Source organism: Bacillus tequilensis, assembly GCF_012225885.1.
Taxonomy (GTDB): domain Bacteria; phylum Bacillota; class Bacilli; order Bacillales; family Bacillaceae; genus Bacillus; species Bacillus tequilensis.
Genome location: NZ_CP048852.1, coordinates 814,906 through 832,928, shown reverse-complemented (window position 1 = coordinate 832,928; position 18,023 = coordinate 814,906). Strand labels below are relative to the sequence as shown.

Here is an 18,023-nt window from a genome sequence, read left to right as displayed (position 1 = left end):
TTATCTCTTTCTTTACTTTACTATGACGGTCTTTTTGACGGCAAACGAAAACCCTCCCAAAAAGGAGGGCTGGCTTTATTGATTCAATATTTTTTCGACACGCTCCCGCATCTGCGGAACGCTCAATCCGATAATCACTTGAAATGCTTTCCCGTTCCTGACAACGCCGTGTGCCCCAAGCGCGCGGAAGACGCTGTCGGGTTCAACCTTTGTTTCATCCTTGACGCTGACTCTGAGGCGGGTGGCGCAGTTAGTGACTTCGGTGATGTTGTCTTTTCCGCCCAGCGCTTCAATATACAAAAAAGCGGTGTCATCCGCCGTTTCAGCTGCGGAGGCCGTTTCGTCCTTGTTTTTTCTTTCTCTGTATTCCTTTTTCGAATAGAGCTTTGTTTCCTGCTGTTCATCCTTTTCCCGTCCCGGTGTTGCGATGTTGAATTTGAGGATTAAAAATCGGAAGACGAAAAAATAAATAGCTGTAAAAGAAAGCCCGATCAAAATTTGATACACATACGTCATACCGTGGCTGCCGAAGAGCGGAATCCAATTCAAGGTCATCAGCTCGATCAGACCGCCTCCCATATTACCGACGACACCCGCCATATACATGACCGTCGACATTGTGGCGGCAAGAACGGCGTGAACCGCAAATAAGAAAGGAGAAATAAATAAGAAAGTGAACTCAATCGGTTCTGTAATACCCGCGACAATCGCCGTCAGCGTGACAGGGATCAATAGCCCTGCAACAAGTTTTTTCTTTTCCTTTCTAGCAGTGACATAAAACGCCAAAGCGATTCCCGGAATGCCGAAGATTTTCGAGTTGCCATGGAGCGCGAATCCGCCTTGCGGGAAGAGCTCCTTCAGCGGTTTGGCGCTTTGTGAATATTCGCCGAGATGCTGCGCCCAATACGTGACGATCCCGCCTTCCGCTACAGCGGGCCCATAAATAAACGGCGTGTAAATAAAATGATGAAGACCCGTCGGAATCAAAATCCGTTCCAAAAACGTGTAAATCCAAACGCCCACCGCTCCGGAAGCGACCAGGAAGCTTTGAAGCGAAGCGATTCCCGATTGAACCATCGGCCAAATGTAAGACACGGCGAGAGCGATCGGGATCATAATGAAAAAGGAAATCATCACGATATACGTTGAGCCTTGAAAGATGCCGAGAAAATCAGGCAGTTTTTTATCAAAATAGCGGTTATGCAAAAAGACCACAATCGAAGAAATGAAGATCGCTCCAATAATGTTGGTATCAAGTGTTTTAATACCCGCGATCATTGTTAATCCGCTCGTTCCGCCAGCCTCCTGGTTCATGTCGACGCCAAATGCGCCTCCCCATACCGTCAAGATTGAGCTGACAAAGTAATTGAACGTCAAATATACAGTAAGCGCTTCCAAGCAAGCGCGCGCCTGAGCTTTCTTCGCCAAAGCAACCGGAATGCCGATGGCGAATAAGAGCGGCATTTGATTAAAAACTGTCCAGCCCCCCTGCTCAATGATATACCAGCACTGATACCAAAGCCCGTCGGGATCGGCGAGCGGGCCCATGAGGGTTTTATTTTTAAAGAGCGTGCTGACACCGACGATAATGCCGGCGAACGCGAACAATAGAACAGGCACAAACATAGCGCTTCCAAAGCGCTGAATTTTTTGCATCATACCAGAACCCCCTGCTACTCAATGTCATTTTTTTCTGCCTCTTTGTAATCAACATATGCGCGGAACAATGCTTCGCCAACGAGAAAAAACGGTGCAAAGGCGACAATTTCCGTTTTATCGCTTAATGTCACAGGTTTGCTTGTCGCATAAAGATTGTGCGGAGTCAGCTGGGCAAGGACATTATTTTTCAAATTCGTGATGGAAATAAAGGGAATCCCCTTTGCAGAAAGCATTCTTGCCTGAGGAATCAGCTCCGGTGTTTCTCCGGAAAGAGAAATGATGATAAACAGATCGTTTCCTTTAAAATCATCGCGCATCAGATGAAATTCATTTGTGTCTTCAATCAAAATGAGATATCGATGGCGCGGAATAAACATTCTTTGCAGGTCGCGGGCGCATATTTTTTGCGCATTTCCCGATCCGTACACGAAAATGCGGTCGGCTTCATCAATCAGCTGGCACATGTCCGTCATGTTCTTTGTCCTTAGGAACTTCAAATTTGCTTCCATATCATCAAGCAGCTTTTGAAAACTCATACTCTCGCCTTCTTCCGGCTGATCTTCCCACTTTAAAAAAACGCGAAATTCACTGTAGCCGCTGAAACCGAGCTTTTGGGCAAGCCGCAAAATCGAGGAACGCGATACGCTGCAAGCTTTGGCCAGCGCGTCGATTCCAAGGCGATAGCACGTGTGCTTATGATTCAATATATATTTTAAAATATGAAAATCGTTGTCATTTAATTTGCTGTAGTGCTGATTAATCAGTTCTTCGAGCTGCATATCATATCCCCCCATTTTCTTTCTATTATATACAATTACAGATTCGAAAATGGGGGAATTTAGTTATGAAATACGGGTTGGGCTCTGATCAAGCTCTGGCCAATAGTCTTTGTTGGCCTCTGCTAAATCCTCGAGAATGAGCCTTGCCACACGTGCGTTTGGTACTGTTTTTGACAGGATCAGCGCCTGCCACAGTTTTTGGAACGATTTCTCCGCCCACGCTTCAACAGTCAATTTCTCAACAGAGACCTGCTGTTCCATCAGCCCTTTTTGGAATTGCGGAATGGTGCCGACGGTGATCGGCTCCGGCCCATTTGAGCCGACGATACACGGCACCTCGACCATCGCAGTCGGGTCAAAGTTCGCAATCGCTCCGTTATTTTCAACAATCAAGAGCATTCTTTCACCTGTGTTGTAGGCAATCGCCCGGGCGAGATCCACGATATATGATGCATGATCATCAATTTTGATTTCGCTGTTTTCTGAGGACTGCTCGCGTGTGATCATGTCACATTGGCTGAAAATAAAGGCTTCGCGCCCTTCCATCACTTCGTTTGCCCGCGTATGATTCGGATTCGATTTTTTCACCATGTCATCCGGGAACAAGTAATATTGCAAATACGTATTCGGCAGTGTGTCAGGATCTGCGGCCTGCACGTCACGCGCTTTAGCGAACGTATCATTCCAGCTCGCCTCCACAGCTTCAGCCTCCGTCTTCGGAATGTACCCATATTGAGATACATGTTCCCTCAGCTTCGGCATTAAATCGTTGCCCTCTTGATCCAGAATCGACGTCCACCAGCCGAAATGATTTAATCCGTAATAGCGGACCTTCATTTCTTTTCTTGAGGACAGGCCGAGAATTTGCGCCATTCGGTCTTCAATTCCAACCGGCATATCACAGATATTAAGAATTTTCGAATCCGGTCTGAGGCGTCTCGTAGCTTCCGCTACAATCGCCGCCGGATTGGAGTAATTAAGCATCCACGCATCTGGCGAGTATTTTTCCATGTAATCTAATATTTCAAGCACGCCGCCGATTGAACGCATGCCGTATGCGATACCGCCCGGTCCGCACGTCTCCTGGCCGACAACTCCATACTTCAGCGGAATTTGCTCATCAAGCGCACGCATCGCGTATTTCCCTACCCTGATATGCGCCATAACAAAATCAACATCTGTAAAAGCTTCTTCTGGGTCAGTCGTCGCTGTAAATTCAATATCCGGCGCTTTTTCTCTGATGAAAACGTCACAGGCGCCTGCTATGCGATCCTGTCTCTCCTTATCATTGTCATACAGCTTCAGCTTTCTGATCGGAAACTCCTCCAAATGATCCAAGAGCATCAAAACGATTCCCGGAGTGAACGTGCTCCCTCCGCCCGGTATTACGATTGAGAATGATTTTTTCTTCATACTGACGACCTCCTTGATAACGTTTACAATTCTATTTATACCATGAGAGAGCCCGTCCCGTAACACGTTTGGCGCACTTAGGTCATTTGATCAATTTTAGTGTTTTTTCCCATACAGCGGGAAATTTCTCGAGTGGCAGTGAATCCTTACAATAGGCAAAAATAACCGATCTAATAGACCCATTCACGCTTAATACCTCCATTAATTTAAAACCAATATAACAAAGAAATCATTATATTAATCTATATTTCCTATTTATCCATTACATACCATCATGTAACATTAGGAAAGTCTCCCTTTTATTTTAATAACAGTTCAAAAGTATTACATATTATGCGCAATGAGGTGTTTACAGTTGTTTGGTGAAATGTTGGGATTATCCTTTGTAAAAACACAACTAAGTTTAAAAAAGGAGAATTTAGAAGATCTCAAAGCTTGCAAAACCAACTTGAAAAATATTCAGCAAGAATTTTTGGAGTCAAAAGATAAAATAACTGAGCCAGCTCTGTCCTCGGATACATGGCAGGGAAGTCTAGCAAATAAATTCGAATTTATTCGAGACGAGATAAACACAGAATATCAAGATTTAAAAGGTAAACAATTAAATGAGGTTATAACTAAAATTGAAGACAAGATTAATACATTAATTGATGATATAGATGGGTTGAAAAATCAGATTACTTCTATTGAAAAAGAAATAGAAAAACAAAAAAATAAAAATTCACATCGATAAAGGAAGAGTTTGTATGGGGAATGAAATAAAATTTGATTTACATGAAGTTGAAAAAGCAATTACAAAATTAAAAAATGCCACTGAAGCTATTAAAGTATCTACTCCTACTAATTTAACGGACCACAATAACCTTGATGTCACAAAGAAACTGAATGCGCTGAATAACAAATTAAATAAACTGGCTGAGAATTATGCTTCTTCCTTAAACAAACAAATCTCACAAACAGAACAATTAGTTAGGTCTGTGCAAGAAACAGATGAAGTGCTCTCCAAATCAATAACTAATAAATAATGTAAAGAAGGAAGGAAACATTGTTTGAAAACTCTTGATGTACATTCATTTCTCATCTCTATAGACAAGACCATAAAACAATTAGATAAACAAGCTGAGAAATTAACAGATGTAATTAAAAGTACACAAGGAATTGCATCATTAGACGATTCCCTTAAAGGAGAGGGCGGAACTGCGATTCGAACATTTTTTAGTGAATGTCACACTCCCTTTCTTCTTTTTTATTCTTGTGTAATAAGTGATTATAAAGAGGTATTAAATAAAATAAAGAGTGCATTATATTCATTAGAACCAACAAACACAGGTTTTATTTCGCAAAGTTTTTTAGAGAATGATTTGAATAATGGATTAACAGCTACTAAGAGATCAATAATATCTCTAACAGATAAAGCAAATGAGGAGATTGAAAAAGTTAAGCACATTGTAAGTCTCAAAGATCTGAATGACGAAAATTTTGTCGAAAAAATAAAAAAGGCTGAAAGTAATATAGATGAAACATTGGAACATCTATATACCTTCGATCGTGAAAACACTAGTTCTCTAGAATCAGTCGATCAAAATATCACCACAATGGAAGATTATTTAAAACAACTTGATACAAAATACGGTGGTCCTCGAATTGAAATTAATAATTATATAAGTGGCTCAGTACTAAAACCCGAATTTGGCAACGATTCACCGAAAAGTATTAACAGTTCTACCGTTTTTAACAATGCACAAGTAGATAAAGACTCTCCGATGAGCAAAATGTTAAATAAAATTAATGCTAAAGATGAGAAAGAAATTATCGAATTTTTCGGTATTTCAAATTCAGATGATCCTTCAGTAGGAACTAAAAACATCGGCTCAAAGAGCAAAGCTGATCATGGTATTAATAAAAATAAAAGTGAAGATGAAGGCATTACTCAAGAAATTTATAACGCTTTTGATGCCATTAACAATTTAAAGTATGCTAAGAATAAAGAAATTAACGGAGCTATTTATAAAGGTTTCGGTAATGCATATGCCAATATAGATATAAGCAATCAAAAAGTGAATTTTAAAGCTGGCGCAAGTCTCATAGATACAAATAGTGCATATAAGGAAGAAAAGTTAGAATCTAAAGAATTATACTTTAGAATGGCTGAAGGTAATATAGAAGTGTCATTACCATATTTACAAAGTTTCACGGACTCTTTTTTATCTGGTGAGATGATTGGCGGTGTAGCAGAAGCTAATATAATTAATGCAAATTTTGATCATAAAAAATCTCCAGCCTTATTTAAGGTTAAAATTGGTCATGGTGAAACAAAAGCTGGCATTGAAAATTACTCGGTTGGTATAGGAGCATCAGCAAGTATTGCTGATGCAGAGCTTACCATACATCCATTTAATTGGTTTGGCTATGAACCACTTGAAGAGTGGTTTGGAATTGAATATGATCCTTATTTTGGGGTAACTGCATCTATTGGCGGCATCGGGATAGAGGTGAAAACAGGTCTTGAAAATGAACTTTATGCTGCAGAAGGTATTGGTTTAGGGATAAAATTCGGAGCTGAAAAAGATGACTAGGAGGTATATAATTGAGTGAAAAAAATGGGCTTTTACCAAAAAAAATTAATGAGGCACTATTAATAGGTTCTATTTTTCCAGTTCCTTTCGGTATCTTCAGTTTATTCATGCTATATTGGTTAATTGATAGTGAAACCCCTAAGGAAGTAGTATATTTAATTACTTTTATTATTTCAGTATTCACTTTTCTTATACCTTTATGCTTACATATTTTCAGACAAAAATTCTGGTTAAAAAAACATCCATACCTGCTTAAGAAAAAAAATAATTAATATGGAAAGAGTGAGGAATTAATGTCTAATACATTGCTACCTATCGGTAGTGTGGTAAAAATTTTAAATGTGCGAAAAATTGTAATGATTTATGGCAGAAATCAGCTTCAAACATCTTCACAAAAAAGGTACGATTATGTTTCAGTTCCTTATCCAGAAGGTAATATCAATGAAAATTATAATTTGTTCTTCAATCACGATATGATAGAAGAGGTTCTTTTTGAGGGATATCAAACACAAGAAGAAAAAGCTCTTCAAGAAACTTTTAAAGGCTAATAAAATGGAGTATTTAGTAGTACGATTTTGGAAAAAGTACAAAAAATCATTCATTTTACTATATTATCTGTTTTTCATGATCGGTATGACATTAATTACTTTTATGCTTCCTGGCATCCAAATCGGTATAAGGATCGTTTTACTTTTTTTATTGTATTTGATCACTACTGTAACAATCTATACGGGTTATAAAGTTACCAATAAGATGCTTTTAAAAAAACAAGGAGAAAGACAATGAGAAACACTTGGAATACATATAAGAAAAAAATCTTTTTCATTCTCTATTTGCTACCTATGATCGGCATGACACTCGGAATCTCAGCAGTCCCCGACATGACAATAAAACAAAAATTGATTTTACTGGTAATTATGTATGTGATGAGTGGCTTGTTTATATTCTTTGTTTATTTAGCAATAAATAAGATTATAAAATCTATTTTTAATGATTAGTAAACAATACCGCCTCCCTTTGCAATTTGTTTAGAGCCTATTTTAGGCTCTTTTTATATATTGTTACCTCGTAAACGTCCTTCTTCCAAACGAAAAAACTCCTGATATTAAGTTAACTCCCTCTTACAGATTCTTTTTTTTACCTTTTTTGTAATCTTAAAGTCTCAACAACTGTGAATTTTGAGTGAATATACACCCTTCCAGTTCTTATGAAAAGGTTCTTTTGTACGATTCGGATACATGCCGAATTATTTATAATCATTTATATAAAACATCCAATTGTGCGTGAATTTAGAAAAGGCAGGGGACAAAAGTTGGACTCATATAAAGTCATTGCGCTAGCAAACAAGTACAGTGCGGCCGCGGATCAGGTCAGAAGCTCTAAAATGCTGCTTGAATCCCGATTATCCGCATTGGGGGATGCTTGGCAGGGAAAAGCAAGAGATTCGTTCGACCAGGATTTTGAGGAAACAAAAGCCGCCTACGATCAATTCGAACAGGAGCTGCTTGAAACTAGCCAAGAACTGAAGACAGCCGCCGTCAAAATAGAAGAACGAAAAGCTGAAATTGCGAGAATGGAAGAACTGGAACGTAAAGCCAGAGAGGAAAGACATAAACTCGGGAGGTGAACGGAGTGTCAGGAAACATTGCAGTTGATCCGGATAAGCTCGAACAGCTGGCAAATGATGTTGTCACTGAATTAACTGATATGGAAAACAAATATAAGGACCTGCATGCGGAGCTGGGACAGATGATTTTGCAATGTGATCCCCGCTACAGCAGCTGTTTCTCCGGAGTCGGCGATGCTTGGAGCTCAGGAAAAGCGCTCGTCACCAAGCTGAGTGACAATGAAATATTCATCAGAAAAACGGGCGATCAATTTGTGGAGCAAGATGATATTTTGCGAAAGCTCTACAATGCCTACGACAAATACGGAACGATGACAAGCTTAACTGCCCTTATGCTGACGCAAGGAAAATACTACGGATTAGGGCTGACGAAGTTTGAGAAACAGACAAGCGGATTACATAACGCCCGGCACTCAAAACTGCTATTGGATATTTCCAGAGCTGTTGACAGCTCACGTTATCAAAAAGCAGCCAGAGTGCTTTTGAACCCTAAATACTTGTTTAAAAAGACAAACCGCCCATTTTCGGATTTGGTCCATAAAAAGTTTACGAAGTACTTCCCTCAGGATACGGTGGATTTTTCAAACAGCGTCAGGAGCTACACAAAAGGAATTCTGAATGAAGCCGGCGTACGCTCAACCTTAAAAGATGTCGGAAAAACGGGATTGAAATTCGCAAAAGGAAATGCCATTACTGCCACACTGATTACTGGTGCGACCGAAACGTTCGGAGCAGGCTTGAAAATAGCTGAAAATTACGCAAAATACGAAGACAAACCGGAAGTTCTCAAGCGTGAAAACGCCAAGGCCGTCGGAAATGCGGTGAATAATACGATTTTCATCGCAGGAGGAGCAACGGCAGGCGCTGTCGTCGGCGGTGCCCTTGGAAGTGTGTTAGGCCCTGTTGGCACAGTTGTCGGTGGCACAATCGGCTCAGCCGTAGGAGGTTTGGTTGGAGAAAAAATCGCAAAATTCACCTCAGGATTTGCTGAAAAAGCAGCTGTAAAGCTGAAGGAGCCGATTCACGCTGTCGTTGATACTGCCAAGAAAGGACTGGAATCAGCAGGCAAAGTCGTCAAATCAGTAAATGATGGGATAGATGCGGCGAATCAAACCATACATAAAGGAATGGAAACAGCAAAGAAAACAGCGGATTCGCTCATACACGGCGCAACCCATTTCCTTAAAGGGAAATTTTCATTCGGATAGGAGAATAATCAATGAAGCAGTTTACAATTAGCATAGAAGAGCTTTTATTTTGTTTTTACAGCGAAGGTTTTTTTGAACAGGGGATGGCCTTGAAGCAGGCTTATTTTCCAGAGATAGAAGATGAACAGCTCGGCGCTTTGTTTGAAGCGGCGTGCCGCTCACTATTAGCCAAAGATGCCGCGGAGTTTCGGAATCATCAATATCGGCTGAAGGACGAGTACTGCCCGTTTATCCATGTATTGAACGACGCTGACTATACAGTAAAGCTCTCTAAATTTGACGAGCAAGACGCCGAACTGAATGTGTCCTGCCATGTATCAAAATTCGGCACCTACTCTCACGAACTCCTTTTTGACGAGCAAGTCCACCGCGTTACAAAATTAGAATCGGCTGAAGGACTGCTTACGAAGACAGATGAATTTTTACATATCGTAGAGACGGAGAACAAAAGTGATTTGCTTCTAAGACTGACCTCAAATGAATTTGAGAAGCTCTTGGAGGGCGCTTCAGACACCCCCTCATCCCTAAAGGCATTCCTTGAAAAGCATGACCACCAAGAGGACGTTACCCGATTTGTAAATGATCTGGCTTTGCGAAAAGGGAAAATGGATACCCTGATGCGCCTTGTTTATGACAAAGACAACTCGCCGGAAGTGGCTGACATGGCTTTCGTCTTACCTGGCAGCCGTCATACTTGGCTGGTAACAGGCATTACTCAAAATGAATTTTCTATTGTACCAGCAAATAAAGATGTGATAAAAGGTATACTTTTTTGCTAAAGAGCGATAAAGGAGAATAGCAATTGAAAAACAATGAAGTCATTCAGGTCAAAAGCAGAATGTTTTTTAGAATATGGCTGTTCCTCGCCACAGGGGGCGCCTTTATTGCAGGGATGTGGCTTGTGTCTGAAGCTCTTACATTTCAATCTAAGTATGCCCTGCTGTATTTGGGCGTCGGTTTAATGGCGATTGTTTATGGGCTGATCACACTTTTTATGGCTTTTCCAGCGTTCACAAGCCGGGGCAATGTTATTTTCAGCGTAAAAACAGGGCCAGATGGCGAAATCTTCTCGAGAAAGCGCAGCGTGCGTTTTCCTGAGATCAAACGGATGTATATGGGACGGCATCGTTACAGTCTAAAGGGGATCTTTTTTGAGGATATTATCATCGAAAAAATAGACGGCAAGGTCGTTCGCCTCCCAACCTGGAACATTATCGCACATCCGTTGTTTTTTGAAGCTGTTGAATGCTATATCCTCCCTCATCTGAAGGAAGAGGCAAAAAGCAATTGGATCAGCCAGTTTACAGAGGTTCAGCGAAACGCGTATTTGAAGGAATTTGAGAATAACCCGAAGCTTTAATAGCTCTCCTCCTTTATAATTAAAAAGGAAAAAGCAACCTGAGGAGTGCGAGTCATGCTGATTACGATTCTTTTATTTCTCGCGGCGGGACTTGCCGAAATTGGCGGCGGGTATTTGGTTTGGCTGTGGCTGAGAGAGGCAAAGCCAGTTGGCTATGGAATTGCCGGGGCACTGATCCTGATTGTCTACGGCATTCTTCCGACGTTTCAGTCCTTCCCTTCCTTTGGCCGTGTATACGCCGCTTATGGCGGAGTATTCATCGTGCTGGCGGTTCTGTGGGGATGGCTTGTTGACCGAAAAACACCCGATCTGTATGACTGGGTCGGTGCATTCATTTGCCTCATTGGCGTCTGTGTCATCCTATTTGCGCCGCGCGGATAACAAAAATGGCCTGCTTATGAAGCGGGCCATTTTTGTTTAATCCTCTTTTAAGCTGGTCAGCTGCACTTCATGCTCCTGCTGCGGTTCGTCGAGCGGATATATTCTCGCTGTTCCGTTCTCTTCATTCACGTGCTGAATGTAAATAGGAACTCCGTTGTATGTTACTTTTTTAATGTCGGGGGATTCTACAATTTCTTTCGCCCTTTGAATATTCATGCTAACACCCTCCTTCATACATAACGTTTCCATTTCCTGAAGGAAGTATGCTTTATGATTCAGCGGTCAAGTTGAATTTTTTCAAGCGTTTGTAGAAAGTGCTTCTCGGTATCCCGCTGATTTTGGCGGCTTGAGAAACGTTTCCTTTTGCGGATTCAAGCGCTTTGATCATCATATCTTTTTGGATTTGCTCACGAAGAGCCAGCGCGCCGGCGGCAGCCGGCTTTTTTTCTGCCGGGCTGAACGGCAGTCCTGCAGCTTCCAGTAAAGCGGGAAGCGGCTCATCCCTCATCCGGCCGTCCGGATATCTGATGAAAAGACGCTCAAACACATTGAACAGCTCGCGAATATTCCCCGGCCACCTCCACTCTTTCAGCACATCCAAAAAATCAAGGGGAAGCTCGCCAGGCCAATGATTTTTCTGTTTGTAGTACTGAAAAAGATCAGAAATATCCTCGGGGCGCTCACGTAAAGGGGGAAGCTCAATCGGATAAACATGAAGGCGGTAAAACAGATCTTCTCTGATTTTTCCGCTTTCGGCAAGCTCGCGCAAATCACAATGGGTGGCGGCAATGACTCTGATATCAACTGGAATTTCATTCGTCCCGCCGACCGGCGTGATTTGGCGTTCCTGAAGCACCCGCAAAAGCGCAACTTGCATCGAGTGGGAAATTTCTCCGATCTCATCTAAAAATAAAGTGCCTCGATTCGCTTTTTGAAAGGCGCCTTTATAGCCGTTTCGTTTCGCTCCCGTAAAAGCGCCCTCCGCATAGCCAAACAGCTCGCTTTCAATCAAGTCAGACGGTATCGCTCCGCAATTGACAGCAACAAACGGGCCATGCCGACGCTCGCTGTTCTCATGAAGCGCGCGGGCCGCGACTTCCTTCCCCGTACCGGTTTCCCCCGACAGGCAGACTGTTGCATCCGCCGCCGCAGCCCGTTCAAGGTTCTTCAGCATTGCTTGCGATCGTCCGCTTCGCCCGATGACTCCATTGAATCGAAATGCCGTCTTTTTCTTTTGCTCCGAGAGATAAAAACAAGTGCCGCCATCTCCCATGGTGACGGCTTTTTCGATTGAGAAGCCCCTTTCCTTCAGCTCATACAGGTGCCGGCCCTGCCAATCCGGTATTGAGGTTTGAATCGGTACGCTTGCGCTGATGATGTGCTGTTTGGTATTGCAGAGCACCATCGGCACATGGGATGCAGCCCTCTCTCCAAAACGTCCGATCAGCTCAAGCTCTTTCTCACGGCTTTTCGATGCCAGTTCCCGTTCCGCGGCATAGGCGATCGCTGTGGCAATACCGAGCATATGAGGATGCGCGCCTGCTCCCGGACACGATATATCAATTAAACCTGCAAGGCTGCCATCCTCATGGTGAATCGGTGCGGCTGAACAATTCCAGTGATGGGATGCGACGGAGTAATGTTCTGACCCTTGTATGGCAACCGGCTCACTAATATGGAGCGCCGTGCCGATCGCATTTGTTCCAACAGCCGTTTCCGTCCAGCATGCGCCTTCGACAAAGTTGATGCGTTTGGCTTCATAAAGTGCGCGAGGATGGCCGTCCAATGCCAAAACAACGCCGTCTGAATCAATTAACAGTGCCATCATTTCCATTTCTTTTATGGCGGGCAGCAGTTTGTCAAGGTAAGGCTGTGCGGTCGTCAGGAAGAATGAATGCTTTTTCGACTGGTGATCCAGCTCGGTTTGCTGTAAAACCTTCGGGCCTTTTTCTAAATAAGGATTGACCTCAGCTTTTTTGCAGCGATGCCATGACTCGGCGATCCGTTTTCTTAATCGGGCTTCGTCAAGCACACCGTCTTTCACAAAACGTTTCCAGGTTTGCAAATCGTTTGGGATCGAATTCATTTCCTTGATCGCTCCTCCCTTACACGCCGTTTCCATCTATTGTAGGGGAAAAATAAAGCGCTTTCAACAATAAAAAAGCAGACGCTTTGTATTCCCTGCGTCTGCTTTTTCCCGCGTTATGCGTGCACTGCAAGCCCGATCGTACTTAACAGCGCCTCGTGCAATGTTTCAGACAGTGTCGGATGGGCGGCGATAAAATGCTCCGCCATATCAGCGGTCATCTCACCATTCATGATCGCAGCCGCCTGGCCGATAAGTTCGGTCACATCAGGGCCAATCATCGAGACACCGACGATTTCGCCGAATTCCGGCTCTGCCACGATTTTGACCTTCCCTTCCGCTTGCTGTTTAATAAGCGCCTTGCCGTTTGCGGAAAAAGGAAATTCGCCAATCTTCACATCCCCGTATACGGTTTTTGCCTGTTGTTCTGTCATTCCGATGCACGCGATTTCCGGTGATGTATAGATGCAGCGCGGCACATGTTTCTCATTGATTTTGACATCCCTTCCGGAAGCATGTGAGGCAGCAACGATGCCTTCATGGAAAGCCGCATGCGCCAGCTGAATGCCTCCGATTGCGTCTCCGCACGCATAAATGTGAGACCTATTGGTTTGCATGTGTTCATTCACAGGAATGCCTTTTGGAGAAAAATCAATGCCGGCCTGTTCCAGCTGCAAGCCGTCAAGACGGGGTTTTCTGCCGATCGACACCAGTACATAATCGGCCTTCGTTTTAAACTCTCGCTGCCCGCTTTTCCATATTGCCGTTTTGGCCGTTTGATCCACCCGCTCTAACCGGGATGAGGTAAACACTTCCACACCGTCTTCCTCGAGCTTCTCTTGAAAGAGCCGGGCAATATCTTCATCTTCAGACGGGATCAGCTGGCCGGCTGTTTCGATGATGGTCACCTTCGATCCCAGTCTGGCAAACAGTCCGGCATACTCACAGCCGATGACACCGCCGCCGACAATGACAAGCGAAGACGGAATCTCAGAAAGAGAAAGCGCATCCTTGCTGTCAATGATCCATTCGCCGTCAAACGGGGCGAATGGCAGCTCGATCGGCTCTGATCCGGATGCAATTAATATTTGGTCCGCCTCTCTGATTTCTTTTCCTTTCTCTCCTTCTATCAGGAGCTTTTTGTCAGAAAGAAAGGAGGCCGTCCCCTTCACGACCTGTATTTGGTTTTTCTTCATTAAGTACTGAACGCCTTGGACGAGCTGGCTGACAACCTGCTGTTTGCGGGTCTGCATTTTGTTCCAATCAACCGATATCGCACCTGCCGGAAGTTCGATTCCAAAGCGGTCAGCATGCTTGATTTTATCAAGAACGTTTGCGCTTTCTAACAAAGACTTTGTCGGGATGCAGCCTTCATTGAGGCAGGTGCCCCCAAGGCGGACTTTGTCAATCAGCAGCACGTTCCTGCCCTGCTGTGCCGCGGAGACTGCAGCTGCATAGCCTGCAGGTCCGCCGCCGATAATGGCTAGTGTCATGTCATTTTCACCTGCTTTTCCTATAAAATTAAAGCTGCCGGTTCTTCTAAATACGTTTGAATCGCCTTCAGAAAGGCAGCGGCAGGGGCGCCGTCACAGGCTCTGTGATCAAATGTCAGGCTGAGCGGCAGGATCGTGCTTCTGACGATTTCCTCACCTTGATACACTGGCGTGTCATAGCTTGCTCCGATGCCAAGGATGCCTATTTCCGGCGGATTTAATATCGGTGTGAAATGCTCGACGCCAAAAGCGCCAAGGTTTGTAATAGAGAAGGTTGAGCCTTGCAGTTCTTCACTTCCGGCACGTCCCTCGCGTGCTGTTTTGGCGTTTTCCGAAATGGATTGAGCCAGTTCAATCAGTGATTTCTTTTCAGCATGGCGGATCACAGGCACAACTAAGCCATTTTCCAAGGCTACGGCCATGCCGAGGTGCACATAAGGATGTGTGATGATGCGCTCATTTTTATAAAAGCTGTTCAGCACAGGATAAGCCTGCAGGGCGAGAACGGCCGCTCTTGACACCAAATGAGTGATCGTCAGCTTCGTGCCGTACCGCTCTTCCGCAGTTGGCGAAAGCTGTTTCTGAAGGGCTGTCAGCTTGGTGATATCAGCCTTCATCGTAATTGTCAGTTGCGCACTGTTTGCCAGGCTTTCCTGCATTCTCGCCGCAATGACTTTTCTCATGCCTGCCACCGGTGTTTCCTGCGCCCTCTGCTCAGAAACCGGCTCTGCCTGATCTTTTTTCTGTTCAGCAAGCGCCTTTGTTACATCGTCTTTCACGATTCGCCCGCCTGGTCCTGTGCCTTTCAGCTGTTTCACGTCTAATCCTGCTTTTTCCGCGATTTTCCTGGCGACTGGAGATATTTTGATTCGTTCTTTTTTAGTAGCTGAAGGTTTGCTTTCTGGTTTTGCGGGCTCGACGACTGGCGGCTCACTGTCTGCTGCAGCAGGCTCTTTCGCCTCTTCCTGCACCGATTCACCGGCGTTCCCGATATAGCAGATCGCTGTGCCGGGCGGAACCTCTTCCCCCTCTTTCACCTTGATATCGATCAGCGTTCCATTTTCAGGCGCCTCGATGTCCATTTCAATTTTCTCCGATTGAATGCTGGCAATGCTTTCTCCCTTTTCAACCGGGTCGCCTACTTTTTTATTCCATATCGATACTTCCCCTTGTTTCATCGCCATTCCCAATTTCGGCATCACTACTTTTACCGCCATTTGTGTCCCCCCTTTAATTCATTGCCGGCTCGCCAAGCAGTTCAAGCGTGACGCTGACAATTTGATCTGGTGTTGGTAAATATTGATCTTCAAGCACTGGCGAAAACGGCACCGGTGTATGCGGCGCTGTAATTCGCTTTATCGGCGCATCAAGCAAATCAAAGCCCTTGTCAGCGACAATCGCAGCAATATCTGTGGCGATGCTGCAGCGCGGATTGGCTTCATCAACGATGATCAGCCGGTTTGTTTTTTCTAACGACGTGAAAATCGCTTCCTCATCCAAAGGAGATAAACTGCGGGGATCGAGCACCTCGGCTTCGATGCCTTTTTCTGAAAGCTTTGACGCCGCTTCAAGCGCGGTATTAACCTGCTTGCCGACTGCAAACAGCGTGATGTCGCTGCCTTCACGTTTGATGTCCGCTTTTCCGAGCGGGATTGTATAATAATCTTCCGGCACCTCGCCCTTCATGCTGTAGGACGTCTTATCTTCAAAAAAGAACACCGGATCGTTGTCTTCGATTGCCGCCAGCAGCAGTCCTTTGGCATCATACGGATTGGACGGAACAACCGTCTTCAGGCCCGGGATGCTGGTAAACAGGCCATACAGCGTCTGCGAATGCTGAGCGGCGGCCCGGAATCCCGCTCCGTATGTGGTGCGGACAGTAATCGGCACTTGCGCTTTTCCGCCGAACATATAGCGGAATTTTGCCCCTTGGTTGATCACCTGGTCAAAGCATGTGCCGATAAAATCATTAAACATCAGCTCGGCAATCGGCCTCAGACCGGTAGATGCCGCAGCCATGGCCGCACCCATGTAGCCCGCTTCAGAAATCGGTGTATCCAGCACTCGGCTGCGCCCGAATTCCTGTACAAGACCCTTTGTAACCCCCAATACACCGCCCCACGCTTCATCATCCTGCAAATGATCGACCGCCGCTCCCCCGGCGACATCCTCACCGATCAAAAGCACATTCTCGTCTCTTCTCATCGCAAGCTTCATTGCTTCATTGATTGCGTCTGACATGCTTATGACTCTCGCCATCTCACATTCCCCCTTTTTCATATGACACGTAGACGTCTGCCAGCAGCTCTGATTCTTTTGGATATGGACTGTCTTCACTGAACGAAACGGCTTTGTCAATCGATTCGCTGACACGCTGTTCAATGTCTGACAGCTTTTTGGCATCTGTTTCTTTTAACAAGTAATTTTTAAAGCCTTGAATCGCATCCTTTTCCTTCAGATGCTCAGTTCTCTCATCTTTGGTTTTATAGGTTTGGGCATCTCCTTCGAAATGGCCGTAGTTTCTGTAGGTCATACATTCAATTAAAGACGGACCTCCGCCGTTTCTTGCTCGTTCTATCGCTTCCTCGGCTGCCTGGTAAACTGCTAAAATATCTTTTCCGTCCACCGTGACTCCCGGCATGTTATAGGCGGCCGCCCGGTCGGCGATTGAATCACAGGCTGACGCGTACTCAAATGGGGTGGCTTCGCCATAGCCATTATTTTCAGCAACAAATACGACAGGGAGGTTCCACACTTTTGCTAAGTTCATCCCTTCGTGGAAGGAACCTTGGTTGTTTGCTCCGTCGCCAAAAAAGCAAACGCTTACATTTTTAGTCTGTTTATATTTAGCGGTGAGCGCTGATCCGCATGCGAGCGTAAATCCGCCACCGACGATTCCATTTGCCCCTAACATGCCTTTATCGAGATCGGCAATATGCATAGAGCCGCCTTTTCCTTTGCATAGTCCGGTCGCTTTCCCGAAAATTTCCGCCATCATGCCGTCCAGATCACAGCCTTTGGCGATACAATGGCCATGCCCTCTGTGCGTGCTTGTAATGCTGTCGTCATCATGTAAATGAGCGCACACCCCTACCGCTACCGCTTCCTCACCGGCATACAAATGAACGAATCCGGGAAGCACTCCCTGCGCGAACAGTTCATGCACTTTGTCTTCAAATCCCCTGATTTCCAGCATCTTTTGGTACATCCACAGCGCTTTCTCCTCAGTTAATGACAAGCCTTCTCGTTTTAACAATTCCATTTTGTGCGCCTCCTTCTATTTAGGGTTCACATTTATAAATGCAAGAAGTGTGCCAGCCTTTTGAGCCCGTAAAATCAGTCTTCTCGTTTTCAAATTGGAGACAGTTTGAGACAAGTGTCTCATTTTGTCTCGATCTGATCCATTTGTCTCGTTTTATGGCATACAAAAAAGACCGGGCC

The 18,023-nt window shown here is 44.6% G+C and carries 19 protein-coding genes; 10 read left to right on the top strand and 9 right to left on the bottom strand.

Annotated elements, in window-relative coordinates; genetic code table 11:
• Positions 1–75 precede the first annotated feature (75 nt).
• The 3 genes from malP to glvA form a co-directional block, all read right to left on the bottom strand.
• Positions 76–1,659, bottom strand: coding sequence for a PTS maltose transporter subunit IIBC (malP, locus tag G4P54_RS04330; RefSeq protein ID WP_167871893.1), 1,584 nt, complete (start codon positions 1,657–1,659; stop codon positions 76–78).
• A 14-nt stretch (positions 1,660–1,673) separates the two neighbouring features.
• Positions 1,674–2,438, bottom strand: coding sequence for a MurR/RpiR family transcriptional regulator GlvR (glvR, locus tag G4P54_RS04325; protein WP_167871892.1), 765 nt, complete (start codon positions 2,436–2,438; stop codon positions 1,674–1,676).
• Between the two features lie 63 nt (positions 2,439–2,501).
• Positions 2,502–3,851 carry a maltose-6'-phosphate glucosidase gene (gene glvA / locus G4P54_RS04320; RefSeq protein ID WP_167871891.1) on the bottom strand — a complete coding sequence of 450 codons (1,350 nt, stop codon included), beginning with the start codon at positions 3,849–3,851 and terminating at the stop codon, positions 2,502–2,504.
• 355 nt (positions 3,852–4,206) lie between these two features.
• Between glvA and G4P54_RS04315 the strand changes: the two genes are divergently transcribed.
• The 10 genes from G4P54_RS04315 (at position 4,207) to G4P54_RS04270 (ending at position 11,003) form a co-directional block, all read left to right on the top strand.
• On the top strand, positions 4,207–4,584 hold the full coding sequence (locus tag G4P54_RS04315; protein ID WP_167871890.1) for a YwqH-like family protein: 378 nt from the start codon (positions 4,207–4,209) through the stop codon (positions 4,582–4,584).
• A gap of 13 nt (positions 4,585–4,597) precedes the next feature.
• Positions 4,598–4,876, top strand: coding sequence for a DUF5344 family protein (locus G4P54_RS04310; RefSeq protein ID WP_167871889.1), 279 nt, complete (start codon positions 4,598–4,600; stop codon positions 4,874–4,876).
• A gap of 24 nt (positions 4,877–4,900) precedes the next feature.
• Positions 4,901–6,427, top strand: coding sequence for an LXG domain-containing protein (locus G4P54_RS04305; protein WP_167871888.1), 1,527 nt, complete (start codon positions 4,901–4,903; stop codon positions 6,425–6,427).
• 11 nt (positions 6,428–6,438) lie between these two features.
• A complete protein-coding gene (locus tag G4P54_RS04300) occupies positions 6,439–6,699 on the top strand; it encodes a hypothetical protein (RefSeq protein ID WP_167871887.1) in 261 nt (86 codons plus the stop codon).
• 21 nt (positions 6,700–6,720) lie between these two features.
• The gene (locus G4P54_RS04295) at positions 6,721–6,975 is read left to right on the top strand and encodes a DUF4176 domain-containing protein (RefSeq protein ID WP_167871886.1); all 255 of its coding nucleotides are present in this window, start codon (positions 6,721–6,723) and stop codon (positions 6,973–6,975) included.
• Positions 6,976–7,739: 764 nt separating this feature from the next.
• Positions 7,740–8,054 (top strand): WXG100 family type VII secretion target, encoded by a 315-nt coding sequence (locus G4P54_RS04290; protein ID WP_167871885.1) that lies wholly within the window; start codon positions 7,740–7,742, stop codon positions 8,052–8,054.
• A gap of 5 nt (positions 8,055–8,059) precedes the next feature.
• Complete coding sequence (locus tag G4P54_RS04285) at positions 8,060–9,262, top strand: tape measure protein (protein WP_167871884.1); 1,203 nt, start codon at positions 8,060–8,062, stop codon at positions 9,260–9,262.
• An 11-nt stretch (positions 9,263–9,273) separates the two neighbouring features.
• The gene (locus G4P54_RS04280) at positions 9,274–10,041 is read left to right on the top strand and encodes a YfjC family protein (protein ID WP_167871883.1); all 768 of its coding nucleotides are present in this window, start codon (positions 9,274–9,276) and stop codon (positions 10,039–10,041) included.
• A 23-nt stretch (positions 10,042–10,064) separates the two neighbouring features.
• Entirely contained in the window at positions 10,065–10,622 is a 558-nt protein-coding gene (locus G4P54_RS04275) for a YfjD family protein (RefSeq protein ID WP_167871882.1), read from the top strand.
• A 54-nt stretch (positions 10,623–10,676) separates the two neighbouring features.
• The gene (locus G4P54_RS04270; protein WP_167871881.1) at positions 10,677–11,003 is read left to right on the top strand and encodes a YnfA family protein; all 327 of its coding nucleotides are present in this window, start codon (positions 10,677–10,679) and stop codon (positions 11,001–11,003) included.
• Positions 11,004–11,039: 36 nt separating this feature from the next.
• Here G4P54_RS04270 and G4P54_RS04265 read toward each other — a convergent pair whose 3' ends face one another.
• From G4P54_RS04265 to acoA, 6 genes are all read right to left on the bottom strand, one after another.
• Positions 11,040–11,219: a small acid-soluble spore protein H gene (locus tag G4P54_RS04265; protein ID WP_024715717.1), complete on the bottom strand. Its 180-nt coding sequence runs from the start codon at positions 11,217–11,219 to the stop codon at positions 11,040–11,042.
• Positions 11,220–11,271: 52 nt separating this feature from the next.
• Positions 11,272–13,089, bottom strand: coding sequence for an acetoin dehydrogenase operon transcriptional activator AcoR (gene acoR / locus G4P54_RS04260; protein ID WP_167871880.1), 1,818 nt, complete (start codon positions 13,087–13,089; stop codon positions 11,272–11,274).
• Between the two features lie 116 nt (positions 13,090–13,205).
• Complete coding sequence (gene lpdA / locus G4P54_RS04255; RefSeq protein WP_167871879.1) at positions 13,206–14,582, bottom strand: dihydrolipoyl dehydrogenase; 1,377 nt, start codon at positions 14,580–14,582, stop codon at positions 13,206–13,208.
• A gap of 20 nt (positions 14,583–14,602) precedes the next feature.
• Entirely contained in the window at positions 14,603–15,799 is a 1,197-nt protein-coding gene (locus tag G4P54_RS04250; RefSeq protein ID WP_167871878.1) for a dihydrolipoamide acetyltransferase family protein, read from the bottom strand.
• A gap of 13 nt (positions 15,800–15,812) precedes the next feature.
• Positions 15,813–16,841, bottom strand: a complete 1,029-nt coding sequence (acoB, locus tag G4P54_RS04245) for an acetoin:2,6-dichlorophenolindophenol oxidoreductase subunit beta (RefSeq protein ID WP_024715721.1) — start codon at positions 16,839–16,841, stop codon at positions 15,813–15,815.
• Between the two features lies 1 nt (position 16,842).
• Entirely contained in the window at positions 16,843–17,844 is a 1,002-nt protein-coding gene (gene acoA, locus G4P54_RS04240; protein ID WP_167871877.1) for an acetoin:2,6-dichlorophenolindophenol oxidoreductase subunit alpha, read from the bottom strand.
• Positions 17,845–18,023 lie beyond the last annotated feature (179 nt).